This window comes from Flavobacterium defluvii (assembly GCF_900129555.1).
Classification (GTDB): domain Bacteria; phylum Bacteroidota; class Bacteroidia; order Flavobacteriales; family Flavobacteriaceae; genus Flavobacterium; species Flavobacterium defluvii.
On the sequence record NZ_FQWC01000002.1, the window covers coordinates 680517 to 707455 of the forward strand.

Genomic DNA, 26939 nt, shown 5'->3' on the forward strand with positions numbered 1-26939 from the left:
TTTTGCTGAGTTTTTGCAAAATCCTCCCTTAAATATAATGGTATTATCTTAGGCTATTTGGCAGCTAAAATGTCCAATTTTTCAATAGACGGAGGTGTTGCCAATAGGTCTGGTGCATTTTCCATTAATGCTTTTGCGATCTTACCGCCAAGGTGTGCCTCTCTGCCTTCTTCGTTTGAAAAAGTATCGTAAATACCGAAGGTAGAAGCATCAATACGGAATGCATACCACGTAACGGTACCGGCTTCTTCAAGAGCAAGCGGTAATGCTCCTGTAATAAAATCTTCAACGTTTTTTTCTTGGCCGACCTTTGCTTCCAACCGAACTAACAATCCTAATTTTTTCATTGTTTTTATTTTTTAGTTAAACAATTCTTTAATCAGACAAAATTAGAAAAAACCAGCGCTGCTTCGTTTATTAGTTTGGTTCAATAAGTTATGAAAAGAGGTCAATTAGAGTGGATGTGGTTGGGGCTATACCCAAATTCATTTTTAAAGGCTGCACTAAAATTTGACAAGCTGCCATAGCCAAAGTCCATAAAAATTTCGGAAGGTGTGACTTGGTTATTATGTAACAATTCTTTGGCCTTGTTAAGCCGTTTTTGCTGAAACCATTTCCCTGGAGATTTCTGGTATATACTTATAAATTTTCTCTTAAAAGTAGAGGCACTCATATTGCACAGAAAGGCTATTTCGTCAATATTCAAGTTCGTATAAAGGTTCTTTTCAATTACCATTTTAAATGATAATTCTCTTTCATTGATTAGTAAATAATGTAAGTAATCTAAAAATACCGTCCCATATTTATCAGCCAGATAAAGCATTATTTCTTCAAATTTCAGTTCCAAAATCTTTTGAGAGATAGATTGTTGCAAACCAAAAATCTGTTGGAGCGAATGAATATAATGGATGATAAAATTGTCTTTCTCTAAGAGGAAATAAGGTATATCCGTTATCTTTTTATCTGAGGCATTCTGACTGAAAGAATGGGAATGTTTCAAGAAAAAATCGGTGATGTTTTTGTGAGAAAAGAAGAAGAGTAAACAACGGTATGAGCTTACACCTACCAGTTCGGTAACCAAAACATTATTAGATGTGATAAGTAGCGATTGTGTTTCATTGATTGAAATGATATCATTAGAAAAGTGAATGTTTTTTTGACCATCCAATAAGAAACTGAATACATTTTTATTCAGGCCAATCTTGTTTCTAGAACCGTTCTTATACACTTCGTAATTGAAAATTTGCAAATCCGAAGTATGAGTTTCGTTATGTTCCCATAGATCTTCGGGAAGGTTTGTAATGTCCATCGTCAAAATTAAATTGATTTTTTACGGAGTGTTCTTTGGTTGTGTCATTAAAAAATTCGTTCCAAAAGCGATTTTAGCCATTTGAGTTTTTTCTTGCTGTAAGAAGGGTACTTGATAACGCCTTACCACCTGACGAATAGATAAGCTCAAAAAGCTGTTGCTTTCTTTCATCCATCTTTTTCGGGAATATTTCCAAAAGTTTTTCCGAAACCTTTTCTGCAAAGCTATCTAAGCTTGTAAGGTCTTCTTTAGAAATATCCCAAAAACCTGCGGGAAGCCGAATCTCATCTTTTCCAAAATCTGTCCCGTTGTATCCGAGCCGGTATTCGGCACCGAGCAAGGTAAGACATACCATAAAAAGCTTTGTTTGCTTTTTGAAAATATACCGCCTTGCTTTTTTATCCAGATTAAATAATTCGGCTACCAATGGTTCCTGATCTGTACAGCTAAACATAATGTCCACTCTTCCATCGGGAAAAATAATGACTTCTTTATCTTCATCGGTATGATTGGCGCATAGCAGGAAACTCTCCACAAAACCGGAGAGCCGTTTGTCAGGAACAATTTTTATGTACTCAAAATCTTGCATCGTTTTTATGTGCATCTGACCTGGGAAGAAATATTGGATATTCTTAATCAATCTGTCAGATGAATTATATATGCAAAACTAACAAAAAAAAAACAGTCTAAAATACACCACCACACGCGGCAAATGCTGAGTGTGGTGGTGTAAGATTTTACCATTAATGAGGTCGTATGGGCTGTTACAACTCATAGATTTCTTTTAATGCTTCTTTCAATGCCAAAGGTTTTCTTCCCAAAAGGTTTTCCAGATCGTTTGTTACCTCTTCAAACTGGTGGTTTTTCTGATCTTCGGCAAAACCGGCGGTTAGTAAAATGGCAAATTCGGGAACGCCAAACTGCTTTAGTTTTTCGGTAAACTCTGTTGGGGCGGCATTGGTGTAAGAAACCGATTTGCCTGAACGATTTAGTAACCTAACCTTGTCATTTTAAGCCCAAAACTTGTCGGACACCTACTTCCAAATTTTGCCTCACGTTTTATAAACCACTGTATATGAACGGTCTTAACCGTTTTGCTTATTTTTGCTTTCTCCTAATATTTTTAGCTAAAAAATCGACTTTCACCGCTACATATTCGGCATAGCCACGGGCATTTGGTGAAAGTGCAAAAACCGCTTCGCCTACTTCAAAACCATCGGCACCTTCCGTTTTTTCTACAATTTCGCCAGATATATCCCAACCTATGGAAAAGATGAAAGCTGAGAATGCCAGTTTTGAAACTGGAAAGGCTGCTCTGCAAAACTGGTACAACAATGATCGCGGGGAATCGCTTTTTGCGGAACTGTCATTTAATTTTAAAAAAAAGTATGAGGAATAAAATAAAAAAAAGATGGAGTACAGTTTTATTGTTTTCATCTGCCCAAGCTCTTTTTCAGACGGGCTCTATATTGGTTATGGCTTTATCTGGTCTTGTCGGTTTAGAGATTGCGCCAGAGAAAAGTCTGGCTACGCTGCCCATTGCTATGATTTCAGTTGGAACCGTTCTTATGATGATTCTCGCTTCTCTTATTATTAAAAGATGGGCCAGAGAAAAGCATTTCTTATTGGGACAATCATCGGCGTGCTTGCGGGAATGCTTTCATTTTACGCTATTTTAAAAAACTCATTTGTTCTATTTGTTTTAGGAAACACCCTTATAGGAGTCTGCCAGGCTTTTACACAATATTATCGTTTTGCAGCCGCCGATTCGGTTCCTCAGAAGATCAAAGGAAAAGCAATATCATTTGTGATCGGAGGCGGAGTTGTGGCCGCAATTGCGGGACCGGCCTTAGCCAGATCTACCCAGAATATTGGCGCGGTTTCATTTGCCTATTCCTTTTTATCCATCTCTTTTTTGAGTATCATTTCTTTTCTGGTTAATTTTGGTCTAAAAGAGAAAAAACGTATAACGGCGCAGCAGAAGGATTTTCAGTTTAAGCAATCAAGACCGCTGGGGGAAATTATGGGACAGAATAAAACCATTTTGGCTTTATTATCCTCGGCAGTAGGATATTCCGTGATGATAATGATTATGACCGCAACACCTTTGGCAATGCACCACTGCGGCTATTCCGGCGATGATTCGTCTGTTGTGATACAGTGGCATGTGCTTGGAATGTTTGTGCCTTCTTTTTTTACCGGCACTTTGATTGAGAAATTTGGCACGGGCAGAATAATTCTGTCTGGTGTAGGCATACTGTTTTTGCATTTATATCTGGTTCTGACAGGCACTGATTTTCTTCATTTTGTGTCCGGTCTTATCTTTCTTGGAATAGGCTGGAACTTTATGTTTGTAGGCGGCTCAACTTTATTGTCAAAGGTATATCGAGAAGATGAAAAAGAAAAAGTCCAGGCTTTTCATGATTTTTTTGTTTACATTATCATGAGCATTTCGAGCCTTTCAGCAGGTGGCCTTCTGAGCAGGTGGGGATGTAAAGGAGTAAACATAGCTGCAATTCCAATGCTTCTAATTGTTCTCGGGGCTTTTGCAATTATGAAAGCGAAACATAAAAGAGAAAAAAGAGTGGCTGGTTTTTAACGCCAAGAAAGCGAATCATTTCAAACAAATAAAAAATGGCGCCAAATTGTCTTCAATTGGCGCCATTTGGCTTTGTGACCTCTACGGGACAAATTACAATAAATTTTTTGGAAGATTTGAAGCGATTGGCGTACTACAGGTAGACGCTGTCTTTCATTGGCTTTCTAATTTTGGTTTAGATGTACCGTTGGGGATTGATACAAAAAATATAAAAAACTCAATTGATTTATCGATTTAGCTAATATATAAATTTACATATTTTAGGGCGAATTTGAAAAGATTGCCGTATTTAAGGCAAAAGTGTCTTTGTTTGGCTCTGTGAATTACTGTCTAGGATTTTGGTTTTGTGGAACAAAGTTAATCCCTTTCAATAATGTTTTAAGGGGATTTGTTGTCATGGGAAAATTCTTGTTTGGTTATTTTTTAAAATATTGGTTTAATCCTGAAATGCTGAATTAAGTAAAGAAAGTTCTAAAAAGACAGTAAAGCTTTTAAAAAAAAGTGGATAATCTATTTCTATTTCATTATCATCGATGATTTTCAGTAGATTTCCAGGATAGATATACAAAAGATGAAAAGACGATAAACTTTCCATTTTGCCAATCATGGCATTATAGAGAATAAGTTTTATGTTCTTTCTTATATCTTCTTTAGAAAAAAGTTTAAAAATTTCCGAATCTGCAAGTGCGGAATAATTTTGATTAGCAAAGCCAGCGACATCATACGACTTCAGGGCTTTTTCCTTAATTAGTGCTTTATCTTCCTGTTTCAGGATTCCCTCTTTGAAACGTGAAGCGCTGTCTGACTTCATTCTTGCAGAGTTCTTGTCCTGCGGAAAAGTCACAAAATCAACAGCTTTGTTTTTCAGTATTTTTAGCTCAGGTGATTCTTCTTCAACGTTGATCCTGTATCCAAACATTGCCATAACTGACTTTAGTTCGTTTTCACGAGACGAACCCAGTACATTTGAAACATCTATGTAATCAATCTTCTTATCATAACTGTGAGTTCGTAAAATTCCATTGAGCGCGCGTTGAAAGATATTGTTTGGCAAAAGATTAATATAGTCAGTGGGCAGATCCAGCCATGAAATGGAGAGATCAGCAGCATCAAAATTTTCATTTATAAAATGGATTATGTCCGCCGGATGCTGTTTAATGTATGAAGCTAGCAGCTCACGGTAACCTTTTTCTGAAATATTCTGTATTTGATTAATGAGTTCTATGGAACGCAATGGATTTATAAAATCTTTGTCTTGAAATATTTTTAAGGTTACGTCAAGACTGTACATTGAGTAGTCTTTACGGTTGTAATACTTGCACCAGAAATGGCTGATTTCAGCTATGTTGATTTTTCTTTCCTCATGCAGGGACAGCCTTATGTAATTATGCACCATATCCCTCAGGGCGAAACTTCCCCTGTATTTGTTTTTTTTGATAAAATATTCAAGTGTAAGGCACTTGTAATCATTATGCTGCGGATGTAATCCATAAGCATACAGATATTTTTTTGTGGCTTTCAGCATCCAGAGCGCTTTAAAACTTTCTATATGATATAAAGCAATAAAGTCCTGCAGAATTTTATTGCCAAGGGTAGCATTCCCATTCATATAGTGATCAATTGCACTGAATAGATTTTTATACTTGCCTTGCTTTATCTGGTGTATATACAGATTTTGCAGGATATAAGGAATTACATCCTGTAAATCGAATTCATCACTTTTAGCCAAAAGCTCAGTGATTGCTGGTGCTGTAAGTGCTTTGGCATGTTTGCTGAAAAATGATTTCTCTTCTCTGATGTCCTTATCAAGTTCACGATAAAAATACCTGGTGTCGTAATGCTGAGAAGCCATAAGATTTAAAATTAACGATGCGTTATTGGTCGTGATGTAATACAGCATTGCAAATAGATAGCCGTCGCTTGTAATATCTTCTTCTGTATATCCATTATGGATCAAAGCTTTGAGGTAGGTAAATATAACCTGGTCCTGTGTGGAGATATGGTCCCTTTGAACCATGTTAATAATCAGAGATAGGTCATAAAAGTCTATGATTTCCAGTGCTTCAGGATCTATCGAGCAGAGATTTTCCCTAATCTGAAAATAAAAGGATTGGATGGCTTCAAAATCAATGACATTTTCCATAAGTTGACGGAACTGTGCGATTGAAATGTATTTTTTAGTGATGTTGTTTTTCTTTGTTTCAGAAAGTTCGTAAAAATTTAATCTCGACAGGAACCTTTTTTCGCCTGCCATTATTGAAGTGTAAACCTTGTTGCTTACCTTCTCAAGAGTCTTTGAGTAGTTTATATTTAATTTTCTGAGATAGGTCACAAGACTATCATGAAAGAGCGCTACACGGTTGAGACGGATTTCAAATAGATAGGGGTGTTCCTCTATAAATTCTTTTACGATATCACCTAGATCTGAGTCAAGAAAAAAATCAATTTCAGAATGCATGGTATAGGTGTGGGAACAGAGGAACAGAGCCAGTGCCTGTTTGCCTTTTTCATTGGTAATTATCTGCTGGTAATAATTATCAATGCTTTCTAACTGATCATACTGAGGTAGTTTTTTTTCTTTTTTGTAATGCTCTGCAACGTATTTCACCAAAATGGGATATCCCTGGGTGATAGTGAAAATTTTGCTTGCAATGCTGTATTTCGAAATGTGGTACAGTTCATTTAGCACTTTGGCCGTCTGCTCCAGATTCCAATTTCCTAAAGTATATTTTTCCCAGGATAACACTCGCTGCAAAGGACGGCTGAGAACGATGGTTTTAGTGCCTTTGTGCAGTTTATCAATGAAGGTGATAAATTTTTCTAAGTCACTTCTGTTGTAGTTCTCGACATGATCCAGTCCATCTATTATTATTGTTTTATTATTGGTTATAAGATGGTTTAGGATCACCTTTTCATCGCGTTCGCGATAATCACCGAAGATATTTTTAGATAGTTCACTTAGGAAGTTCTCGTATTTCAACCGTTTGTCATAGTCTTTGTCCTGACTTGAAGTCCAAAAACGGTATAGGATATTATTGGGGTACTGATCGGTAATTGTATTGACAAAATGGCTTTTTCCGACTCCAGGTTTTCCTTCGATAAGCAGGATATTTTCCACTAAAAGACGCTCACGAGCCACATTGACGGTCGTTTCCAGAAGCTCAGTACTGAAGAGTGCTATTGATGGGAGCTGTTCTCTTGATATTTTTAATATTCTCTGGTCAAGTCGGCCATTAAAAAAGTACTCAATGATATTCTTCCTGTTTTCATCCAGTGCATATAGCTCATGAATTTTTTCTATCATTTCTTTACGGCTCATGGAGATTATAAATACTCCTGAAAAATTATAGGCTGGCATGCCAAGTACTTCGCTATCTGGTATAATGTCGATCTCCTTAAAAATGATGATATTGCTGTGACCCGAGAGTTTATGGGATTTTCCTTTTATTGAAATCTCATTTCCGGAAACGGCCAGTTTATCAAGGGTCATTGCATCCATATCCTTGATTTGAAAAAAATAATGCTCAAGACCGCAACGTATTTTTACATCATCAAAATTGTTTTGAATGGCTGCCTCGATTTCCATTTCATCTATATTTCTTTCAGCATCCATTTTAGCTAGCAGCAGTGATGAGGCAAGCCATTGGTAAGAGTATCCGATAAAGGCGTATTTCATATTTTTTAAGTGTAATATTTTCAAAAAGGACAAATAGTTATCCAAACCATTTTTTATTCAATGGATCAACAATTATTTTGGAAGAAATAAAGATGGCAATTTCAACTCTTATTTATTCTGGAAACTCGTTTTCGCTACCTTGGAACAAGGTATGTTTGGTAAACCATCCCATTCTTTTAACATCCTGCCTGATCATTTCCTCATGATCTGGCTCATACTTCTCAATTTTGTCTATATGGGCGAACAAAAATCTATGGCTTCGGTTGGATGATATTAAGATTAAGGATTTGCTTTTATATCCTGTAAATAGATTAACACTTTCTATTGCCAGAGTATTTAGGGTATTTATCATTTCCATATCCATCTGGTCCGTGTAAAAAGTGAACAGCACACCCACGCCGTCATAATCGCCGAACCGCCTTCCGAAATTTAGTCCAGAAACGTCTTTGTAACGGTTGTGGAACTCGAAATAGCTTTTGGCGATGGATCGTCTGGTAAGCCTGTCGAATGACAGCATTGCTTTGGCAAGGTTTAACCGCATTGGTGTCAGATTTTGAAGATATTCATTTTTTAGGATTTCATTCTGCACAAAATCGTCGATGAAATAGCTGGCTTTATCTGCTTCTGCCTTATTTTTTACTTGCTGAATATCGGAAAACGAATCCCAGTCACCATCGATTTGCAGAAAGATGCCGTTAGAATCATCGTTGAGAAACGGCGGGAAATTTCTAGCATTTTTGAAGAAGTGGGAAAGAAGATCCTTTTCCGTACCCGAGATCAGAATGTAGTTTTGTGTCAGCTGCTTTTGGAGCGCAAAAAATTCCTTCTGCGTTTCGAGAGGAAAGTCGTACTCGTCGCCTGGCATGATTATGGTGATCCTCCCCTTAAATAGTTTCTCCCTTTTTTCAAGATAATCTATAAAATCAGGAATCGTATCAAGCTGGCTGATAATAGTTTCGAAGGAATCTTTATCAAATAAGGTTACATAATCATCGTTTTTCGTGGAATGGTTAAAGGGATAAAATTTTACTCCTTCTCCCAAATTGATTACAATTCGAAATACTTTGGTGATTTGTTCTCTTGGAAAAATCTCCATTTCCCTGTCGGGATGCTTGATCTGCACTTCTGCAGCTCCGAATAAAGTACGGCAGGCACCATGGATCTGTTTTACAGCCTTTTCAATAGTGTTGTTGAAATACCTGAAATGATTTCCCTTAAATTCGTAGTTCTTAACTGAGATGACGATTAGCACCGAATTGAAAATAATCAAGAGGTCGCAGATTTCCTTTTTATCGCCATTTTCATATTTTGGTCCAGGAAAACACCAGTACTTCAAGAACGATCTGTAAGCAAGAGTGTTTACAAAATCTTCACCTAATTTGCCTTTGTCTTCAATTATCATAATTTTTTGCTTTTCGAGAACGAAATTTAGTAAAAAAATTAATGGATTTGAATTTAAGTTTGCGCGGGCTATTCCTATGCTCATGGTAATTCTGATAATTAAAGTAATTCCAATCAACAAGCTAACTGATATTTGGGAAGTATATAGAAACTATACCGTTGTACTTCGTGGGTCTTCTAACCGAAGTTTTAATTAATTTGTATATTTGATAAACTTAAAATCAAGCAGTTATGAAAGGATTTATATTTGTGCTGGATGAAGAAAACGTGCCGCACTTTATTAATGTCAATTCTATTGTCACTATTAACGGAACTAACAAAGGAAGGAATGCAGAACTTCATTTAAGCAATTGCTCCATGTTCACAGCGAAAAAAACGGTAGAGGAAGTAGCCAAATTAATCGAAGCTTCCCTTGAAGACTAGTTATATTTTCCATTTATTTTCTGGTTATAGTTGCTTGGACTTTCTGTTTTGGACATTGTCACTATTTCCTGTATCTATTGTCAGTTTTGCTGACCCTGCTAGCCCTGAATAGATAATTGTCATTCAATAGGTCTTCAAGTTCTTGGTCAAACACCCACTCATGATGGATGTAATTCCAGAAAATCTGAAAATATTCCTTATCATTTGGATCTCTAAACACAACAGCGCCTATGCATCTGCTGGCTTTGGAATCATACTTCAGGGCAAATGCATAATTGTCCAGGGCATTTGCCCAATTAGCCGCATTTTTCGAGTGCAGAGGAATAAAAACAAAAGCGCAGTCGGTTCTTGGAACGTACATTCTATAGGGAGTCGTAAAGTCCTGGTTTTCGGATTCCTGCACACACAATGAGTATTTCTGCTTGAAGGCGGCCAGCTCAAACCTATTCAGCAGGGCAAGTTCGGCCAAAATTGGATAATATTCGGTTTCATAGTTGGCCATTTTAATATTTTTTGCAAAGTTTTCCATTATACCCGAAATATCAAATTCTGAAGTTGTCTGGTCGAAATGCAATAGCGAATTGATGTATTTTGCATTGAAATGGTCAGCGTCGGGCGTCTCGAGAAAATGCGAAAGGAAATATTGTTCGGGAAGGGCTGCAGATGCCCTTTTGTCAAACAGGAACAGGCGTTCCCTGAAGGACAGATATTCATTGATTTCACAAGGTGTTAGGAGCAGTCTGCAGATCCATGTGTAATCCTCTTCATGAAATAGATGAATCAATCCAATTTCAGTGCTTTCGTAAAACTTGATCTGTCGCAGTTGTTCTGAAAAATCCTTTGCCTGATAGATTATGATTTTCCTGCTTGGATTGTCCTTGGCCTGGGCAATGTTAATTTTATGCCCTTTCTCGTTTTCTATGTGGATATCTGAGTATTCGCTGAGATATTTCGTGGTGGCTTTTATCTGTTTTACCGCCTTATTCAAAATCTTGCTTTGGAACCATTTTCTATCGTCGCTTGCATCGAGTTCCTTTTCCTTGATCTGGAAAATAAAAAAAATGTCCTCTATCCAAACCACATTGTCGGCAAACTCCAGCTGCTGTTTGCTGTTTAGCCCCTTGAAATCATTCTTGCTGAATGTGAATTCCCTAAAAAAGATATTTTGATTTATAAATGAAATTTGATTTTCCGACTGCGTTTTCATGTGTAATATTTTTTTTTGATGATGGAATTTTGAACGGGGAAAGCAAGTTTTTCTTTTAATTATTTCAGCAAGATTTGATGGATGGCGTGCCCAGTAATGAGGTTAGTTTAATATATCCTTTTCGCCCTCATTTTCATGGGGCATAATCGAAAAATCAAATGCTGGAAAATCCCTGATGGACCAGCGGGGCCTAAAAGCAAGCTCCTCTCTTGAAAGCATCCTGTAGCAGTCTATTCCCTCTTGCACAGCAAGATCCTGAATTCTGTTCATGTGTGAGGTGTATTTCGCAACGAAGTTTTCATGCGACGTTCCTTGATTGAAAATCGGTTCATATTCTTTTCGCAAACCCTCGAATTCAAATGCGTCTATAACTTCAAGTATTTTTTCTTTTGCATCGCAGGCTGCATTCACATTTCCGGAAAATTGCAGGATTTCATATTTAAGGATTATGCAGCATAGCATGTTTTCCCTGTATTCATTCTGTTCAAATGCTTCTGCAAGCTTGTCGAGATGATCGCAGTTCCTTCTTAGCTTCTCGAGCACTGACGGATCAACAGGCTGGAGCAGATCAAAGCTTCTGTATTTCCAGCATGAGAGATAATGAAGGTGAAACGCTTTCTGGTATTCCCATTTTATGCCCGCCAGGGTCAAGATGCCGATCGAGATGAAATATCCGCAATTCTCGGCATAATCCACTATGCTGTTAAGACGCCAGCGGAATATTTTTTCAAGTTCAAGCCATTGCTTAAAGACAGTGGTGTGAAGAAGATTCTGGACTCGTCCCGCAACGTAGACGGAATTCTTTGCCAGATCGCTGAAAAGGATGCTGGATTCGGCATCAATGATCTTATTGAAGGCAATGATTCGCAGTCCAATTTTTTTTTCATTTTCAATAACCTTCTGCATGGATTCGTAGAACTTCAGTATTGAAGAAGCTGGTTCTCCGCTATTGGAAGACAATTCTTCAAAAGCATTCTCAATCTGGAAAAAGGAGCCTGAATCCTCCAGATGGCCGATCTTTTTTACAGCCCGGTCGTACTGCTCTTTGGATATTATGTCCAAAAGATATCTGGTATTGAGTATAGTATGTTCGATTATCGCCCGACCCTCCGGGTCAAATTCGTCGGAATATTTCTTGGCGCTTTTCAGAAGGTCCATCGCCTTGTAGAGATCCCCGCGCTGAAAATAGGCAATGCCGCAAAAAAGGTAGAATCGGGGAGTTGCTGTGTTTCTTGGCCAGCTCCTTTTCTCCATTTCAATTACGGTGTCAAAACGGTGTGCATTTACAAGATCCGCGCCAAACTTGTCTATATATTCTATATTTTCCGATACGCTGTATACTATGTTGTCGGAATCAATGAGAAGGCTGCTGGAATTTGGGCTGTTTGACGGAAATCTGTAGCTGTTGATCCTTCTGAGAAGAACTCCGCTTGCATACGTTTCCTCGTAGATTTCCTGCACTGCCTGTTCAGAAAGAATTTTGGTGAAATAAATCTTCTGCTTTGCTTTTTGCTGCCATTTCCCATTTCTGCCCTTGATCTGATCCAGAATATTTTTGACGTTTTCGAAGTAGAAACAAGCTGAAGGATGGTGATAAAAAACATAGTAGGCGGGCATGCCGTTATTGAGCAGGTAGCTTATATTGGATGTTGAGATCTGAAGTCCGAAACTTCCATCGGTTCCCTGTTTGATTTTATTTGTCGCCTTCAGCTGGACAGCAAACCTGTAATTGGTGTATACGCTACCTCCTGATGCAGATTCTTTTTTCAGTTCGATATGAAAATCTATCCCTTTGTCACGCATCGTTTCAGATCGTATCTCAAATTTTTGTACAGGGAACCGCTTCCTGAACAAAACACTTGAAATAGTTTCAAGACTTTCATTTGGATTCACTTTTGGAAGATTTTCGTCGTCGAAGTCCTTGACTGCCATTTTAAAAAGCTTTATCTGTAAAATTAAATAAAAACTCTCATAATTTCATTAGGCGTGAAAAATCATGAAAAAAAACATTATCTGTATTTAGTGTGGGGATGTCCGTTAAAATCAAACAAAAAACTCAATCCAGGAATTGGATTGAGTTTGATAATTTGTAGTAGAGTGATTGTCTGGTGGCGATATCAATATAAAAAGCCTGTTGCGGACCAAGCACATTTTTTAATATGCTCTGCGAGAAAGGTATAAGTGCGCACCCTTTTTTAAAGTTTCAGCTATTTTTCTCGTATGTAAGCTGCGCTAATCCCGTTTCAAATGTTTGCGCGGATATAAACTCTAGTCTCTGTTCAGGTCTGCCGTCCTGAAAAAGCCTGGTGCCAGCACCTAAAAGAATAGGAATTACAGATATTACAAACCCGTCTATAAGGCTGTGCATCATCAGTTCATTTATGAGTTCGGCACCGCCGTCGCAATAAATATTTTTACCATTTTCATTTTTTAGATGTTTAATTAATCCGGGGATATCGCCATTATAAAAAATTGTTCTTCCAATTTGGGGCCTTTCGGTTCTTGTAATGACATAAACATCCCGATTCCCATTGTCATAATGTGATGGGCCTATTTCTTTGAGAACATAATCATATGTTTTTCGTCCAACTATCACGGTATCGATTTCAGAAATAAAGTCTGCATAGCCGTAATCCTCGCCCTGCTTTTCCACAAGCTTTAGAAAGCTTAGGTCATCATTTGGCTTTGCAATGTAACCATCTAAACTCATGGCAATGAAAAGTTTTATTTTTCGCATCTGTTTTAAATTTTTGTTGTTCTGCCAAATGTAGCGGCAGAAATTTAACCGCGCTTTGTAAAAATGCGACAAATTAAAGCAATGACGGTGAAAAGCCTGTATATCGCTTGATTTCATTGGTGAGATGGGCATGGTCATAGTAACCGCATTCAAAAGCAATATCTGACAGGCTTCGATTGTGATCTGATTTTCTGATAATATTCAGAGCATTCTGAAAGCGGATTATATTTGAGTATTCTTTCGGGGACAAGCCGATATAATTTTTGAAATTGCGTTCCAGCTGCCTAACTGTTGTGCAGTGCTTCTGGGACAATTCGTGGATGCCCATATATCCCTTAGCAGCATCAATGTCATTGATAACCGGCTGCAGGGGGTTGTAGCTGCTTTTCATCCGATCAGTGAAAAAGCATTCGAAATAATTAAAGGGGTCTGCTATTACCCTGTCGATATCAAATGATTTGGATTTTTCGAATTCGACAGTATTATTACTGAGTGCGCTTTGAGGATCATAGCAGTAGAAGTTGGAAAATGCTGCGGGCTTCAGGCATGCTCCCAATAAATGGGTATCGGTTTCAATTATGCTGTCTTTAAAAGAATTCATTGCTCCGACAACATAAGTTTTTCCACTGTCCATAGAAAGAGAACCGTTGTCTGTCATGCACTTGCTTCCAATATTAATCAGTATTCCCGAACATCCGTCCGGATATACGCGTTCCAATTCTGCTTTGGATTGGCTTCCTCTAAGTTCCCAAAAAAAGCTAATGAAAGGTTCCAGTTCTTTGCTGACTCTAATTATTTTGTATTCCATTTATTGCTGGTTTTAAGTTATAGGAAATGAATATAATAGGAATGCTTTGCGCAATTTTTATGTAAAGTTATGTATAAATCTGAAACACCAAGCATCATTGCACTGCAGGAAAAGAAAAAACGCAATGCTTATAGGACCGGCTGGAATTCCGAAGTGTTTTTCACTGTTCAATCAGGTAATTCTACCTGCGTTTTTTTCTGTTTTATTTTAATAAATTTGGCTAGCTGCATTTTTTATTCTGCGCCTTCTAAACTTAAATAATGCTTTAATTATAATTTGTAATAATGAAAGACTACTTTCAAAATGATGTGCCCATACTGCTAAAGCTGTCAGAGCATAAAGAACTGCTGGACGGCTTTCCTGGTGAAAGCGGAGATTCCCAGTTTGATGCGAGACTGATTTATAACCAGAGAAGACCTGAAGAGGCGCAGCTGATTATTTATTATAAGCCCTCTGATCATCTGTACCAGAAATTCAGAGCACTTGCAGAAGCAGGAACCAGCATCCTGGACTTGGTAAATCCTGCATTATCGCCATATGAATGGGTGAACCCGGAGTTTTTTGAGTTTTCTGAAAGCTCTCTGATAGATTTTCATGAAACTAATTATTTCGATCATGACAAGAAATCCGTCATACTGGTTCTTCGAAATTTCTGTCTTTTCCAGAATGGAAGGTATGCCGCTGCCGCAAGATTCAGCCTGGCAGACAATGCCCTTTCCCATCTCACAGGATATATCCAGTACGGCCAGCTTGGAACTTATGATTCAGATGACAAATTCATTGAACGGAATCATAACAGATGGACCAGGTTTGGTCCTGTCGAATTTATGCTGTCATTAAGCCATTCCTATAAACAGGGCGAACCAAAAAAGGATTTTGTAATAACCAGAGATGCACAGCTGGTTCTAAGGGATGACAGCGAGAAAGTAAAAGATCTGGATCTGCTTTCCCTCGGAGAAGACTTATGCCTGCTGATGTCCCTGTACTGGGAGAAGAACATTGATTTTTTCAATGCCCTGCTCAGGGTGAATGATAGGGATAATTATGGCACCAGGGAAGTCTTTAAGCTTTCCGGCGATAACTTTGATTCCTCGCAGGAATTTCATTTGAAGGACAAATATCAGAATATTTACGATTTTGCAGATTCGGTAAATTTTGAGAAATTCCAAACTTTCAGGGAGCTTATACAGGAGGCTGTTCCCAGACTGTTAAGGATAAAGCACCTTGATGATATTTCAGCTTTCATGGTCCTTTACAACATCGTTGAAAAGTTCAGGAATTATTTTTTAAATGAGCCCTTGGACGGCAGTGCTTTCACTGTAAAGGAAGAATATGTATTTACGGGATCAGAAGGCTCTATTAACAGGTTCATAAAAAAGAAGATAAAAGAAATTTGTGAAATAGTCGCGGACGCAGATAAACAGGAATTTGATTCTAAAGCTTTTGAGAAAGTATCCTTTATTAAAAAGACCGGCCTTATCGATCAGTTTGAGGGTTTTATAAAATATCTCAATCTGGATCCGGACGATTATGATGTGGAATTTGGCCAGCTTATTAAAGCCAGAAACCTCATTTATCATGGAAATCCGCCCGACAGGGATTTATCGCTGTGTAATAAGGAGCTTAAAGCGCTTGTCTATGATATCACACTTGCCATTATTGCCTGATACTTTTTAGCATTCAGCTTGTGGTGTCTTGGGAGCTTATTTTAAAAATCGGAGCATCCAAAATGGACGGGAAAACGATTATTGATCATCAAAACCATTCGCCTGCGCTTTATGTCAGCAGGAAAAGAGACAATTATTAGTTAATTGTCTCTTTAATAAGTGTGAAGATTTTCAGCGAAAGAATATCGCCTAGTATGTTGTTATTTAGTTCCTTGCAACTGAGAATACCGGAAGGCTTTCAATCTGTATGGTCTGCGTTGGATATGCAAGCTCAATTCCTTTTTCTGTAAAGGCACTGAAAATCTCAAGATAGACGGCCTGCTGGGCGTCCATATAGAAATTGTAATCCGGGTCATCGACGTAGTAGACGAATTCAAAGTTAAGGCTGAAATCCCCAAAACCTGAAAAATGCCCCCTGTCATAGCTCAGTTTATCTTTCGAGGCTATTATGTCTCCGACAATACCGGGAATGTCCCTAAGCTGTCTGTCAGTGGTCTGGTAGGTGACACGGATTGCGAAAACAATCCTTCTTCTTTCCATCCGTTTGAAGTTGCGCAGCCTGGAGTTGGTCAGGTCTGTATTGGAACAGACAAGCTGTTCTCCGTTCAGGGTTCTGATTCGGGTGGTCTTTATCCCGATATATTCGATAACGCCGCTGTCTGTGCCCACCGTCACAAAATCTCCGATTTCAAATGGACGGTCAAAGAAGATGACAAAATAGCTGAAGAGATCTCCAAGCACGGTCTGTGCCGCAAGCGCGATAGCAATACCTCCGACACCCAGACCCGCTACAATGGTTGTCACATTGTAGCCCATATTATCAATCAGAAATACGGCGCCTAATAGCCAGATGATGATATTGACGATAGCGATAAGCCCGCCTGCCTGCTTTTCTTTGCTTTCGCTGTCCTGGTCGCGTTTGATAAAGGACAGCACGAATTTTTTGAAAGCGGCAATTATAATTTTGATTATAAAAAAAGTGATGGCAATCATATATGCCGTATGAAGAATATTTTTTGCCCTTAGGCCCAAGGCCAAAGTCTGCAGGGCAAAATAAACGGTGCTTATGTACAGCAGGGGAAGAATGTTCTTCTCAATGACTTCCATTGCGAATTCATCCCAGGATGTGGCGGTTGCAGCCGCCCATTTTTTGAGCCGCTTGAAAATGTACACTTTGAATATTTTTATAATCGCGAAAAGGACAATTATAATTATCAGTGCTGTGAGCCATTTATATATTGTGTTTCCCCAAAGCGGGGTGGTTAAAATCTCATTCATGATCTTTGATTTAATTGTGTTAAAGAAATGGATACAGGCATGCAGTGCGCAGCGTAGTTATCTGTCTTGGCAGAAACTGCTCCAAATCGAAATCCAGCAGCTATTTCTGCTATTGGATCCTGTATCCGATGCAGATTACAGTTTCGTCAGCATTTACAGCATCTGCATCTGTTTTGTAAAGTACGGTGCCCGACTCGGGGGCTCTGAGAGTTTTTTTCCTGTTGCCGAAAATATCGGTCAGATTGCCTATCTTCTGGCTTTCTTTGATTTTATCCCCTGGCTTAATGGAGCTGCAGAATATGCCCTGAAATGGAACCTTTATGCAGGCCTTTCTGTTATACCTGAATTTCTTTGCGCGGGAAGGCTTTGTTGTGCCATTATTGTAGATTTCCAATTCTGCCATAATCCTGTAAAGCGCTTCTTCAGCCGATGGCTGGCTGGAGGATCCCTGTTTTTCATATCCGCCTAATGTCATGCTCAATGACGGAATTCCCAGCCTGACCGCCTGCTTCACGGCGCATTTTGAAGGCTCTCCTGATGAGAGCGGGTACGGATGGCTCAGGATGGTGCCGAGCCCGCTTGCTTCACTCAGGCGGTACGCCAGCATTGTCTGCTGCATGAATTCCGCATTGTCGTAGTAGCACATAAAAGCTATCGGATCACTGCCGGAATCGCAGCCGTTCAGCTCCAGAAATACATCAGTGGCATCAAAGACAGCTGTCGAAATAAAATCGGCGATCAATTCTGCCGCGGTTCCCTTGGCGCTGCCCGGAAAAGCATCGGAAAGATGGGACATTCGTATGTTGTCGGATTGGGAGCTGCGGCCGCTGTAGCGCTGCACATCAGCGTCGGGAATAATAATGAGGTTTCCCTTGAGCTTTTCAGGCATTATCTCACGGCGAAGCTGCAGCAGGGAAGCGGCGGCGGAAAATCCGCCTTCGCGGATTCCGGCGGCTAGGGTAAGGGTTGGACCTTTTTCACGCCCCCTGATTAGGGTCACAGGAAGATCAGCCCAGACCGAATCCGAGGATTTCAAACAGATGACCGTATCGGTTATGGAAGCATCCTGTTTTTCGAGGTATCTCTTAAGCGAGTTTTTTTGTGACTGGGCGCTATGGACTGCCAAAAGCGATATAAAAGAAAGAATTAAATTTTTCATTGCATTAAATGATCGATGATTATTCCGTCTGAATACAGAATAGCCATAGTGATTTGCAGACCGTCGGCGGGTCTGGTTTTAATTGGTTTAAACAGGTTTTCAGCTGTATTGGAAAGCGCCGCGGGAGTGCGGGCTGCCATAGTTTTACAGGGCATATCAGACTCTTGAAGCCGAATGTTAAAAACGGGCTTTTCTCGTAAGCCGTCACTTTTTATGTTTGGTTTTGCATCTGGATAGCGCGCTGTTATACAGGCTGGCAATCGCAGATGGCAGCAGAGAACATAAAAAACGGCCTTCTTTTACGTTATGCTGAGCTGACTATTGATAGTTATGCCATCGAATAGGTAAATTCGGAATTTAATTTTGAGTCTAGAAAAAATGGAGTCTGTGCAGTGAGTTTTTTAAAGCGTCTGCAAATGCAGTGTCCAGCTTAAAATAAGCGGTGCTTTTGCTGTGAGGAAGCGAAAGCGCGTCATCAGTAAATTTTTCTGTTAGGGATTTTAAAAGCGCAGCGGTTTTATGCTTCTCTTTCTTGTCTTGGGAAGAAGCGTTTATGCGGATTTTCTTTTTGCTATGGGGCGCATCAACGGCGCACTGGTGGGCTTTCCTGCCTGAAATATTCTGCATTTCGGCGCAATCGGCAAGCACGGAAGAGACGCTGTGGATTTCAACGCCGTAAAGCATCCGCATGGCAAGGAGCGCCATTATCAATATGCCTTTAAAATGCTTCATGCTAAAGAGAAAATGCTGATTTTATTGTTTGTTCCGGCCAAATATAAGGCATTTTAAACAAAATCAGCCGGCATAAAACAAATATAGCAAAGATTTAACTTCATGCCTTTATGCAGTCTTGCCCATCCAAAAGTGTAAATGCCGGTTCCGCATCAGAGTGCAAAAAATAATGCTGCGAACCGATAAAGGAAAATGCTATTTCGGCCTTTTCTATTCTATGGCTAAAATGGCGCGCTCTTCGGGTTTGCTTGACCATTGCACCTGCCAGACGCGTCCGTCGATCTGGTCCAGCAGAATGAAATTGTATATATTGGTGGTGGGGCTGAGGACAAATCTGCTGTTTTTTTCCTGATCGGGTGCTGCAAGCGCCTTGAGCGAAAGGGGAGACTCGAACCTGTTTTTTCCAGTGTCCCACTGAACCTGCCACATCTGTCCGTTTCGGGTGTTGAGTTTGATATAGGTCCACATATTATTAGTGGGGTATAGCCTGTATCCAGTGTCAATGCAGGGAAATGCATTTGCATTCGAAGCGGACTGGCTCTGGGCGGATGCGCTTATAGACATTGCGAATACCAGAAGAGAAAATAAAGTTTTTTTCATAATTTTCAGATAAGTTAGTTAGCAGTAAATTAATGTTTTATCAAGAAAAGCACCAAATAATGTGCCGTAAATTGCTAGATTTCCACATGTAAAAGATTCATGCACACTTTATTGTCTGAAACGTCAAGTACGGGCACCATATGGCTGGGACAGCAGAGATGCTAAGAAAAATTTCTTAAATTCGCCTTAAGTTGCAGGATATCGTGTCCTGTGGTTCTGCTGGACTAATAGCGAACAAAATTTTAAATAGTAACCTAAAGGACATAATATTGACAACAAAAGAATTCTTAGTGTTTCTACAGCAGGAACATCATTTGATAATAAATCATAAAGACGACTACGGCGAAGCCCAGACAGGCAAAATTATTTCAATTGATGGAGATTCTGTGAGGTTTTATTGGACCTGTGACGATGAAAAGACAAAAGCACGAGGCTTGGTAACTTATAACATGGACGAATTTAAACAGCAGGTCGATCCATTTGTGATTGTAGACAGAACGTGTACTTTTAGCGATGAAAAGTATGGTAGGCTCCAGAGCATGATAAAAAACAACTGGCACAAGGTAATCAATACGATGCATTCCTCCTCCCAGAAAAGGTTAAAGGTTGATGGCTGCATTGATCTATTAGTCAGCGAAATCGGAGTGTCTAAATTACAGGCTTCAGGGATTATAAAATCTCGCTTGGCCGCGGGCACATTTAAATATGTTAAATTAAAATTAGGCACATATATTGCGCTTGGCATTAACGAAATCGCACTAGAAAATAAAAAAAGATATCTTTCTTCGATTTCAAATGAAATCAGAAGCCAGAGCGAGCGTATCAATTATGTCATCAGCCACGGCCAGACTGTCGGAAATTACAGGGAGAGGCTTTTCATTTCCGTCCTGCGGAAATATGTGCCCAAAAAATTTCACGTCGCAACAGGATTTATAGAGGGTAGCAGCAAGCAGATTGATATCATAATTTATGACCAGCACAATTATATTCCAGTTTTTAGGGAAGATGATCTTGTAGTGGTAAAAAAGGAAGCCGTGATTGCCGTAATTGAAATCAAAACGACATTAAGTTCGTCCACACTTAAAGATTCTCTTGAAGGTATTGACAGAATATGCGAAGGCCCGATGAGTTCTGTTCCTTTTTTCAAGGGAATTTTCGCTTTTGAAACAGAATGGAACAATAAAACGGCCGCCGATAACATTGCCATATTTTACGATGAGAATAAAATTGACGCCATTCATGAGCATCTAGATGTGGTATGCGTTCCTGGCAAGATCTGCGCTTTTATAGATTATAATAATCTGGATAATGATGAGTATTCCTGTCCTTCATTGTATACCTTGGAAGATGCTAAGGGCATAAGTATAGGGGAGTCCTTTTTCTTTCAAAGGCTATTTTCCTTCATGGAGGTTGAAGTTTCAGCGCGGAAAATTAATGGATTGTATTTTGACGTATTGCGTGAAACTGCACATAGACCGCTGCATAAGATATTGACCGATGAAGACTGGACACCATTTCATATATTTTTTACGGAACTCGGCAGCACGGCAGATTTCGACGCGGATGAATTTGACCAAGCAATGGAAATCAAAAAAAACAACGTCAAGCAGCGCGTGAAAGATGTCAGGGATTGGATGGCTGGTGAAATGGACAGAAACCAGCTGATAGAAAAGTATAACAGCATATTTTAAAATTTAAATCGTTCTCTTTTCTTTAAAGTGCTAGTCTAAATGGCTTAAGGAATATGAAAGGGAGAAAGCGGCATACCCAAAAAACATTGATATGAATTTAATTTTTAGAACTGCAGCAGCAGATGATCTGCCCGAAATCATCAGGCTTCTTTCTGATGATGCCCTTGGGCAGGGCAGGGAGGATTTCCAGCTTCCTTTGCCACATGCCTACATTAAGGCGTTCGAGAAAATCGATGCCGATCCCTCGCAGGAACTTATCGCCGTGACTAATGAGGCCGGAGATCTGGTGGGAACCATGCAGCTGAGCTTCATCCAGTATCTAACCTATCAGGGCGGAGTAAGGGCGCAGATAGAGGCGGTCAGGATAAGGAGGGAAGACCGCGGAAAGGGATTCGGAAGGCTTATGTTCGAGTGGGCCATAGAGAGGTCAAGACAGCGCGGGGCACATCTGGTCCAGCTTACCACAGACAAAAAAAGGCCTGAGGCTGTGAAGTTTTACGAGAGCCTGGGCTTTATGCCGACCCATGAAGGCATGAAGCTTCATCTATAATTGCTGCATGTGAGGCCTGCGCAGTTATTTCGTCATTAATTGGATGCAGAGAAAAAAAAACATTTTTTTTCAGCTGATCGCGCAAAAATTCAGAATGTCTACAAAATCAGGTTGTTACTTTGCGTAGCATAAAAATAGGAAGGAAGTAACCGCCTGCCTGCAATCCCGCTTTACTGCGGAGGGCAGGTTTCTAATTTTACAATGCAGGATGCCACTTTGCAATCGGATTGCATAAACTATTTTTTACATTTGTCCCATGAGATGGAAAACAACAATATTATTACTTTACATTCTAGGGCTGCTTGCGGTTCCGTGCAGTGACGTATACAATAGCTGTATTTCCTCTAAAACTGCGCAGAAAGAGCTGTCCCATAACCACAGCAGTGATAATGACGACCACTGCTCGCCATTCTGCCAGTGCTCCTGCTGCAGCGTTTCGGTAATAAAGTTCAGCTTTAAGATGCCGGACCTTAATCTTCCCCAGCAGCCTATCAGTTCCAAGAATACTGTCATTAAGGACTGCCAGGTAAATTCAACCTACACGGGCAGCATCTGGCAGCCCCCTAAATTTTTCGTTTAGATTTTTCGGATTGCGCTTATCACGTGAAGTGATTTTTGTCAGGACTTAACGGTCCTGCCCAGCATGCATTTGATTTTCCGTATCCATTCGGGATGCCTGCGCGCGCTTTTCATTGTCCCCATTTCTGCATGGGAGGACAGACTATTTTCTAAACGTTAAAATTAAATGCATAGTGTTAGATAGTATAATTAAATTCAGCATAAAAAACAAAATCATTATTGGGTTAATGACTTTGGTTCTCATATTATGGGGCGCCTGGAGCGCAACGAAACTGCCCATAGATGCCGTTCCTGACATCACAAACAATCAGGTTCAGATTTTTACGACCTGCCCTACGCTTGCAGGACAGGAAGTGGAGCAGCTGGTAACCTTTCCCATTGAACAGAGCATTGCCACTGTGCCGAAGATCCAGGAAATCCGAAGCATATCGCGATTCGGGCTTTCTGTTATCACAGTTGTGTTCGATGAAGAAACGGACATCTATTTTGCCAGACAGCTCATCAGCGAAAGGCTGAAGGAGGCAACAGACCGAATCCCGCAGGGGATCGGAACTCCTGAAATGGCTCCTGTGAGCACCGGTCTTGGCGAGGTGTACCAGTACATTATCCATCCTAAAAAAGGAAGCGAAAATAAATACAATGCCAAAGACCTGCGAACCATGCAGGACTGGATTGTGGCAAGGCAGCTCTACGGAACTCCCGGGATTGCCGAAGTGAACAGTTTTGGAGGGGAGCTCAAGCAGTATGAGGTTGCCGTGAACCCTGACAGGCTGAAAGCTATGGGGGTTAGCATCCCGGACATCTTTACGGCACTTCAGAAAAACAACCAGAATACCGGAGGAGCTTATATTGACAAGAAGCCAAACGCATATTTCATCAGGGGAATCGGTCTTGTGACCTCACTTGATGATGTAAGAAAGATCGTGGTTAAGAATACGGGAGCCGCGCCAATTTATGTAAGCGATGTTGCCGAGGTGCGCTTCGGAAAAGCTGTGAGATACGGTGCCCTGACCTATAACGGGCAGGTAGATGCAGTCGGAGGCGTGGTGATGATGCTTAAGGGTGAAAACAGCAACGAGGTGGTGAAGCGCATCAAAGAGAAGCTGCCGACCATCCAGAAATCGCTTCCAGACGACGTCGTTATCGAGCCATACCTTGACCGTACGGATCTTGTGGGACGCGCCATCAGCACCGTAGAGAAGAACCTTGTAGAAGGTGCATTGATCGTGATATTCGTGCTGGTGCTGTTTCTGGGGAATTTCCGCGCAGGGCTAATTGTGGCATCAGCAATTCCTCTTGCCATGCTTTTCGCGCTTGGACTGATGAATGTCTTTGGCGTAAGCGCCAACCTGATGTCACTGGGTGCCATTGATTTTGGCCTTATTGTCGACGGTGCGGTAATTGTGGTGGAGGCAACGCTCCATCATCTTGCTATGCGCAAGTCGCTCAATAATCTTACCCAGGATGAGATGGACGAGGAAGTTTTCGAGTCGGCATCCAAAATACGTACCAGTGCGGCCTTTGGAGAAATTATCATTTTAATTGTATATATCCCGATTCTTACCCTTGTGGGCGTTGAAGGGAAAATGTTCCGTCCGATGGCGCAGACCGTAGGATTCGCAATCTTTGGAGCCCTGATACTGTCTCTAACCTACATCCCGATGATGTGCGCACTGTTCTTGTCTAAAAAGCCGCAGCACAAGGAGACTTTCAGCGATAAGATGATGAACAGAATACAGAATATCTACCAGCCGCTGCTTGCTAAAGTGATCGAGATCAAGTATGCCGTGGTCGGCGTAACGGTAGCCATATTCCTTATTGCCGTATTCTGCTTTACAAGAATGGGAGGAGAATTCATCCCGCAGCTGCAGGAGGGCGATTATGCTTTCCACTGCATCCTGCCTCAGGGAAGTTCGCTGAACCAGAGCATTGAGACCTCGATGCAGGCCTCAAGAATCATCAAGCAGTTTGACGAGGTTAAAATGGTGGTTGGAAAGACGGGAGCCGCAGAGGTCCCTACAGATCCTATGCCTCCTGAGGCCACCGATCTTATGGTGGTTCTAAAGCCGCAGAAGGAATGGAAGTCGGGAAGGAGCTACACGGAACTTGCAGAGGCCATAATGGAGAAGCTCGAAGTGATTCCAGGAGTGTTCTTTGAGAAGAACCAGCCAATCCAGATGCGTTTCAATGAGCTTATGACAGGAATCAGACAGGACGTTGCCGTGAAAATTTTCGGTGAGAACCTGGACACGCTTTCGCAGTACGCCAAAGAAGTGGGGCAGGTGATCCAGAGCGTTCCCGGAGCGACTTCTCCGCAGATTGAACGAGTGAGCGGCCTTCCGCAGATCAATATCGAATATGACAGGACCAGAATTGCCAATTACGGGCTTACCATAGAGGATGTGAATGACGTTGTCAGCACGGCATTTGCAGGAAAGAGCACCGGACAGGTTTATGAAAATGAGCGACGTTTCGACCTTGTGGTGCGCCTTGACAGCGTTCACAGAAGCAGCATAGACGATGTGAGCAACCTTATGATCCCTACCAGCACAGGGGTTCAGGTGCCTCTGTCCCAGGTGGCAAAAATCGACTATAAGCTTGGACCTGCGCAGATCAGCAGGGAAGCAGGGAAAAGAAGGATTGTAATCGGATTTAATGTGGCTGGACGCGATGTCCAGAGCGTAGTGCAGGACATCCAGAAAAAGCTGGCTGAAAAAGTGAAGCTGCCGCCGGGATACTATTTCACCTATGGAGGACAGTTTGAAAATCTTCAGGCAGCCAGCGCAAGGCTTATGATTGCCGTGCCGGTGTCGCTTCTTCTGATTTTCGGTCTGCTTTATTTTACGTTCCGTTCCTTCAAGCAGGCTACGCTGATCTTCACTGCGATTCCAATGAGCGCCATTGGGGGCATATTTGCCCTTATGCTTAGGGGCATGCCTTTCAGCATCAGTGCCGGAATCGGATTTATCGCATTATTCGGGGTGGCGGTTCTAAATGGAATCGTGCTCATCGGAACATTCAACCAGCTTGAAAAAGAGGGTATGGACAACATTTTTGAAAGGGTGAAAGAAGGAACCATCACAAGGCTTCGTCCGGTGCTTATGACCGCGATGGTGGCTTCATTGGGATTCCTGCCGATGGCCATCAGCAGCAGCGCTGGTGCCGAGGTGCAGAAGCCGCTTGCCACCGTTGTAATCGGAGGTCTTGTAACCGCAACGTTCCTTACGCTTTTCGTTCTTCCCCTTCTTTATATCATTTTTAATACAAAGTTTGACTTTAAAGGAAAATTTAAATTGAGAAATACAACTGCCATCATTGTCCTTTTCATTGCAGGTCTGGGATCAGCAAATGCGCAGCAGCGCATCCCGATCGAGAAGGCTGTGGAAACTGCCCTGCAGAGCAATCAGCAGCTGGATATCAATAAATCCGAAATCCAGGCGGCCGGGCTGAATGTGAAGACAGCCTTAGACATCCCTAAAACGGGAGTCTTCGCGGAGAACGAGGATTTGAGGCCGTCTGACAGGACAGGGATTCTGAAAATCGGTATCTCGCAGAGTTTTGCATGGCCGGGGCTTTATGCCGCAAGAAAAAGCTATTTCAAAAACCAGCTCCAGTACAGCCAGCTCAATACGGTGCTTTTAAACGCCACAATCAAAAGGGATGTGCGAACGGCCTACTACAAGCTGTGGTACCTTCAGGACAAGCAGCTTCTGTACCAGCGTCTGGACAGCATCTATACCCAGCTGGCGAAAACTGCCGAAGTGCGCCTGAAGGCCGGTGATGTGGCGCAGCTGGACAGGATTGCCGCAGAGGCCAAACTTCTGGAATTGAAAGCTTTTTCAGAGCAGAACAAGAAAGACATGACCGTGCAGCAGCAGCAGCTGATGATGCTTATGAACCTTAACGAATGGCTGCTTCCTGTGGAAGCCCCGCTTGGAAAGGCGGAAGTGAGCTTTACCGAAAGCGGCGGGAAGCATCCCCTGCTTACCCTGCAGGAGCAGAATGTGAAGATTGCGTCGTCAAATGTTTCAGTAATGAGAAACAGCAATATGCCTGAGCTGTCCGGAAGGGTTTTCAGCCAGAAGCTTTATGGGCTTAATGATCCATACACGGGGTTTTCTGCCACTGCATCTTTCCCGCTTTTCGGGGCCGTATCGGCGCATAATAAGGTAAAGGCGGCAAAGGCCGAGAAGGAAGTGCAGGAAAAGAATCTTGCCTATCAGACCCAGCTGCTGGCGACCCAGAAGAATTCATCGGCTGCTGAAATTGAGAAAAACCTTGCCCTGCTGAACTTCTATGAGACTTCAGGGCTTAAGCAGGCGGAGGATATCATCAAAGCTTCCACGCTGAGCTACCGCTCAGGGGAAATCAGCTTTGCCGAGCTTGGACAGTTTCTGACCCAGGCGGTAGGCATACGCCAGAATTATCTTGATGTGCTGAACCAGTACAACCTGTCTGCGGTGCAGTTTGATTATTTCAACAATAAATAAATAATATAACAGCCTGCGGGAGCGGCAGAGCCC

22 protein-coding genes are annotated in these 26939 nt (G+C 41.2%); 7 read left to right on the forward strand and 15 right to left on the reverse strand.

The annotated features are described in order from the left end of the window. Nucleotides 1-53: 53 nt before the first annotated feature. The 4 genes from BUC29_RS07170 to BUC29_RS07185 all read right to left on the reverse strand — a co-directional run bounded on the left by BUC29_RS07170 (nt 54) and on the right by BUC29_RS07185 (nt 2746). Entirely contained in the window at nt 54-347 is a 294-nt protein-coding gene (locus tag BUC29_RS07170) for a putative quinol monooxygenase (protein WP_073411759.1), read from the reverse strand. Nucleotides 348-448: 101 nt separating this feature from the next. Then, a complete protein-coding gene (locus BUC29_RS07175; protein ID WP_073414700.1) occupies nt 449-1309 on the reverse strand; it encodes a helix-turn-helix domain-containing protein in 861 nt (286 codons plus the stop codon). A gap of 73 nt (nt 1310-1382) precedes the next feature. Next, a complete protein-coding gene (locus tag BUC29_RS07180) occupies nt 1383-1949 on the reverse strand; it encodes a hypothetical protein (protein ID WP_073411755.1) in 567 nt (188 codons plus the stop codon). Nucleotides 1950-2407: 458 nt separating this feature from the next. Continuing rightward, nucleotides 2408-2746, reverse strand: coding sequence for a hypothetical protein (locus BUC29_RS07185; RefSeq protein ID WP_129022524.1), 339 nt, complete (start codon nt 2744-2746; stop codon nt 2408-2410). A 163-nt stretch (nt 2747-2909) separates the two neighbouring features. On the opposite strand from BUC29_RS07185, the gene BUC29_RS07190 reads away from it, so the two are divergent. Beyond that, nucleotides 2910-3908: an MFS transporter gene (locus tag BUC29_RS07190; RefSeq protein ID WP_241687387.1), complete on the forward strand. Its 999-nt coding sequence runs from the start codon at nt 2910-2912 to the stop codon at nt 3906-3908. Between the two features lie 436 nt (nt 3909-4344). Here the strand turns inward: BUC29_RS07190 and BUC29_RS07195 are convergent, their stop codons facing one another. Together BUC29_RS07195 and BUC29_RS07200 are read right to left on the reverse strand one after the other, a co-directional pair. Further along, nucleotides 4345-7584 carry an NACHT domain-containing protein gene (locus BUC29_RS07195; RefSeq protein ID WP_073414703.1) on the reverse strand — a complete coding sequence of 1080 codons (3240 nt, stop codon included), beginning with the start codon at nt 7582-7584 and terminating at the stop codon, nt 4345-4347. A 112-nt stretch (nt 7585-7696) separates the two neighbouring features. After that, nucleotides 7697-8986, reverse strand: coding sequence for a hypothetical protein (locus tag BUC29_RS07200; RefSeq protein WP_139260425.1), 1290 nt, complete (start codon nt 8984-8986; stop codon nt 7697-7699). 230 nt (nt 8987-9216) lie between these two features. Between BUC29_RS07200 and BUC29_RS07205 the strand changes: the two genes are divergently transcribed. Next, a complete protein-coding gene (locus BUC29_RS07205; protein ID WP_073411748.1) occupies nt 9217-9408 on the forward strand; it encodes a hypothetical protein in 192 nt (63 codons plus the stop codon). Between the two features lie 61 nt (nt 9409-9469). On the opposite strand, the gene BUC29_RS07210 is transcribed toward BUC29_RS07205, so the two are convergent. The 4 genes from BUC29_RS07210 to BUC29_RS07225 form a co-directional block, all read right to left on the reverse strand. Continuing rightward, nucleotides 9470-10615, reverse strand: coding sequence for a hypothetical protein (locus BUC29_RS07210; protein ID WP_073414708.1), 1146 nt, complete (start codon nt 10613-10615; stop codon nt 9470-9472). 102 nt (nt 10616-10717) lie between these two features. Then, the gene (locus BUC29_RS07215) at nt 10718-12547 is read right to left on the reverse strand and encodes a DUF4365 domain-containing protein (protein ID WP_073414710.1); all 1830 of its coding nucleotides are present in this window, start codon (nt 12545-12547) and stop codon (nt 10718-10720) included. Between the two features lie 271 nt (nt 12548-12818). Further along, nucleotides 12819-13352 (reverse strand): dihydrofolate reductase family protein, encoded by a 534-nt coding sequence (locus tag BUC29_RS07220; protein ID WP_073414712.1) that lies wholly within the window; start codon nt 13350-13352, stop codon nt 12819-12821. A gap of 73 nt (nt 13353-13425) precedes the next feature. Continuing rightward, nucleotides 13426-14160: a helix-turn-helix transcriptional regulator gene (locus BUC29_RS07225; RefSeq protein WP_073414714.1), complete on the reverse strand. Its 735-nt coding sequence runs from the start codon at nt 14158-14160 to the stop codon at nt 13426-13428. 284 nt (nt 14161-14444) lie between these two features. Between BUC29_RS07225 and BUC29_RS07235 the strand changes: the two genes are divergently transcribed. Further along, nucleotides 14445-15827 carry a hypothetical protein gene (locus BUC29_RS07235; protein WP_073414719.1) on the forward strand — a complete coding sequence of 461 codons (1383 nt, stop codon included), beginning with the start codon at nt 14445-14447 and terminating at the stop codon, nt 15825-15827. Nucleotides 15828-16031: 204 nt separating this feature from the next. On the opposite strand, the gene BUC29_RS07240 is transcribed toward BUC29_RS07235, so the two are convergent. From BUC29_RS07240 to BUC29_RS07260, 5 genes are all read right to left on the reverse strand, one after another. Next, complete coding sequence (locus BUC29_RS07240) at nt 16032-17105, reverse strand: mechanosensitive ion channel family protein (protein ID WP_073414721.1); 1074 nt, start codon at nt 17103-17105, stop codon at nt 16032-16034. 109 nt (nt 17106-17214) lie between these two features. After that, entirely contained in the window at nt 17215-18264 is a 1050-nt protein-coding gene (locus tag BUC29_RS07245; protein WP_073414724.1) for a succinylglutamate desuccinylase/aspartoacylase family protein, read from the reverse strand. Beyond that, nucleotides 18261-18404 carry a hypothetical protein gene (locus BUC29_RS21500; RefSeq protein WP_167369524.1) on the reverse strand — a complete coding sequence of 48 codons (144 nt, stop codon included), beginning with the start codon at nt 18402-18404 and terminating at the stop codon, nt 18261-18263. The genes BUC29_RS07245 and BUC29_RS21500 overlap by 4 nt, the downstream gene beginning before the upstream one ends. A 229-nt stretch (nt 18405-18633) precedes the next feature. Continuing rightward, nucleotides 18634-18969 (reverse strand): hypothetical protein, encoded by a 336-nt coding sequence (locus BUC29_RS07255; RefSeq protein ID WP_139260427.1) that lies wholly within the window; start codon nt 18967-18969, stop codon nt 18634-18636. Between the two features lie 237 nt (nt 18970-19206). After that, nucleotides 19207-19596, reverse strand: a complete 390-nt coding sequence (locus BUC29_RS07260; RefSeq protein WP_073414731.1) for a hypothetical protein — start codon at nt 19594-19596, stop codon at nt 19207-19209. A gap of 269 nt (nt 19597-19865) precedes the next feature. Between BUC29_RS07260 and BUC29_RS07265 the strand changes: the two genes are divergently transcribed. From BUC29_RS07265 to BUC29_RS07275, 4 genes are all read left to right on the forward strand, one after another. Continuing rightward, complete coding sequence (locus BUC29_RS07265; RefSeq protein WP_139260429.1) at nt 19866-21287, forward strand: DUF6602 domain-containing protein; 1422 nt, start codon at nt 19866-19868, stop codon at nt 21285-21287. 91 nt (nt 21288-21378) lie between these two features. After that, nucleotides 21379-21837 (forward strand): GNAT family N-acetyltransferase, encoded by a 459-nt coding sequence (locus BUC29_RS07270; RefSeq protein ID WP_073414736.1) that lies wholly within the window; start codon nt 21379-21381, stop codon nt 21835-21837. A 256-nt stretch (nt 21838-22093) separates the two neighbouring features. Continuing rightward, the gene (locus BUC29_RS21835; protein WP_354669343.1) at nt 22094-22417 is read left to right on the forward strand and encodes a DUF6660 family protein; all 324 of its coding nucleotides are present in this window, start codon (nt 22094-22096) and stop codon (nt 22415-22417) included. Between the two features lie 172 nt (nt 22418-22589). Continuing rightward, nucleotides 22590-26906 (forward strand): CusA/CzcA family heavy metal efflux RND transporter, encoded by a 4317-nt coding sequence (locus BUC29_RS07275; RefSeq protein WP_073414738.1) that lies wholly within the window; start codon nt 22590-22592, stop codon nt 26904-26906. The last annotated feature ends 33 nt before the right edge of the window (nt 26907-26939 follow it).

Excerpts from the sequence above, each read along its gene's own strand:
- BUC29_RS07205 (WP_073411748.1), top strand. The coding sequence starts at position 9,217 with ATGAAAGGATTTATATTTGTGCTGGATGAAGAAAACGTGCCGCACTTT.
- BUC29_RS07215 (WP_073414710.1), bottom strand. The coding sequence starts at position 12,547 with ATGGCAGTCAAGGACTTCGACGACGAAAATCTTCCAAAAGTGAATCCA.
- BUC29_RS07260 (WP_073414731.1), bottom strand. The coding sequence starts at position 19,596 with ATGAAAAAAACTTTATTTTCTCTTCTGGTATTCGCAATGTCTATAAGC.
- BUC29_RS07220 (WP_073414712.1), bottom strand. The coding sequence starts at position 13,352 with ATGCGAAAAATAAAACTTTTCATTGCCATGAGTTTAGATGGTTACATT.
- BUC29_RS07255 (WP_139260427.1), bottom strand. The coding sequence starts at position 18,969 with ATGGCGCTCCTTGCCATGCGGATGCTTTACGGCGTTGAAATCCACAGC.
- BUC29_RS07225 (WP_073414714.1), bottom strand. The coding sequence starts at position 14,160 with ATGGAATACAAAATAATTAGAGTCAGCAAAGAACTGGAACCTTTCATT.
- BUC29_RS07245 (WP_073414724.1), bottom strand. The coding sequence starts at position 18,264 with ATGAAAAATTTAATTCTTTCTTTTATATCGCTTTTGGCAGTCCATAGC.
- BUC29_RS07170 (WP_073411759.1), bottom strand. The coding sequence starts at position 347 with ATGAAAAAATTAGGATTGTTAGTTCGGTTGGAAGCAAAGGTCGGCCAA.
- BUC29_RS07235 (WP_073414719.1), top strand. The coding sequence starts at position 14,445 with ATGAAAGACTACTTTCAAAATGATGTGCCCATACTGCTAAAGCTGTCA.
- BUC29_RS07210 (WP_073414708.1), bottom strand. The coding sequence starts at position 10,615 with ATGAAAACGCAGTCGGAAAATCAAATTTCATTTATAAATCAAAATATC.
- BUC29_RS21835 (WP_354669343.1), top strand. The coding sequence starts at position 22,094 with ATGAGATGGAAAACAACAATATTATTACTTTACATTCTAGGGCTGCTT.
- BUC29_RS07200 (WP_139260425.1), bottom strand. The coding sequence starts at position 8,986 with ATGATAATTGAAGACAAAGGCAAATTAGGTGAAGATTTTGTAAACACT.
- BUC29_RS07190 (WP_241687387.1), top strand. The coding sequence starts at position 2,910 with ATGGGCCAGAGAAAAGCATTTCTTATTGGGACAATCATCGGCGTGCTT.
- BUC29_RS07175 (WP_073414700.1), bottom strand. The coding sequence starts at position 1,309 with ATGGACATTACAAACCTTCCCGAAGATCTATGGGAACATAACGAAACT.
- BUC29_RS07185 (WP_129022524.1), bottom strand. The coding sequence starts at position 2,746 with ATGAAAACAATAAAACTGTACTCCATCTTTTTTTTATTTTATTCCTCA.
- BUC29_RS07195 (WP_073414703.1), bottom strand. The coding sequence starts at position 7,584 with ATGAAATACGCCTTTATCGGATACTCTTACCAATGGCTTGCCTCATCA.
- BUC29_RS07240 (WP_073414721.1), bottom strand. The coding sequence starts at position 17,105 with ATGAATGAGATTTTAACCACCCCGCTTTGGGGAAACACAATATATAAA.
- BUC29_RS21500 (WP_167369524.1), bottom strand. The coding sequence starts at position 18,404 with ATGGCAGCCCGCACTCCCGCGGCGCTTTCCAATACAGCTGAAAACCTG.
- BUC29_RS07270 (WP_073414736.1), top strand. The coding sequence starts at position 21,379 with ATGAATTTAATTTTTAGAACTGCAGCAGCAGATGATCTGCCCGAAATC.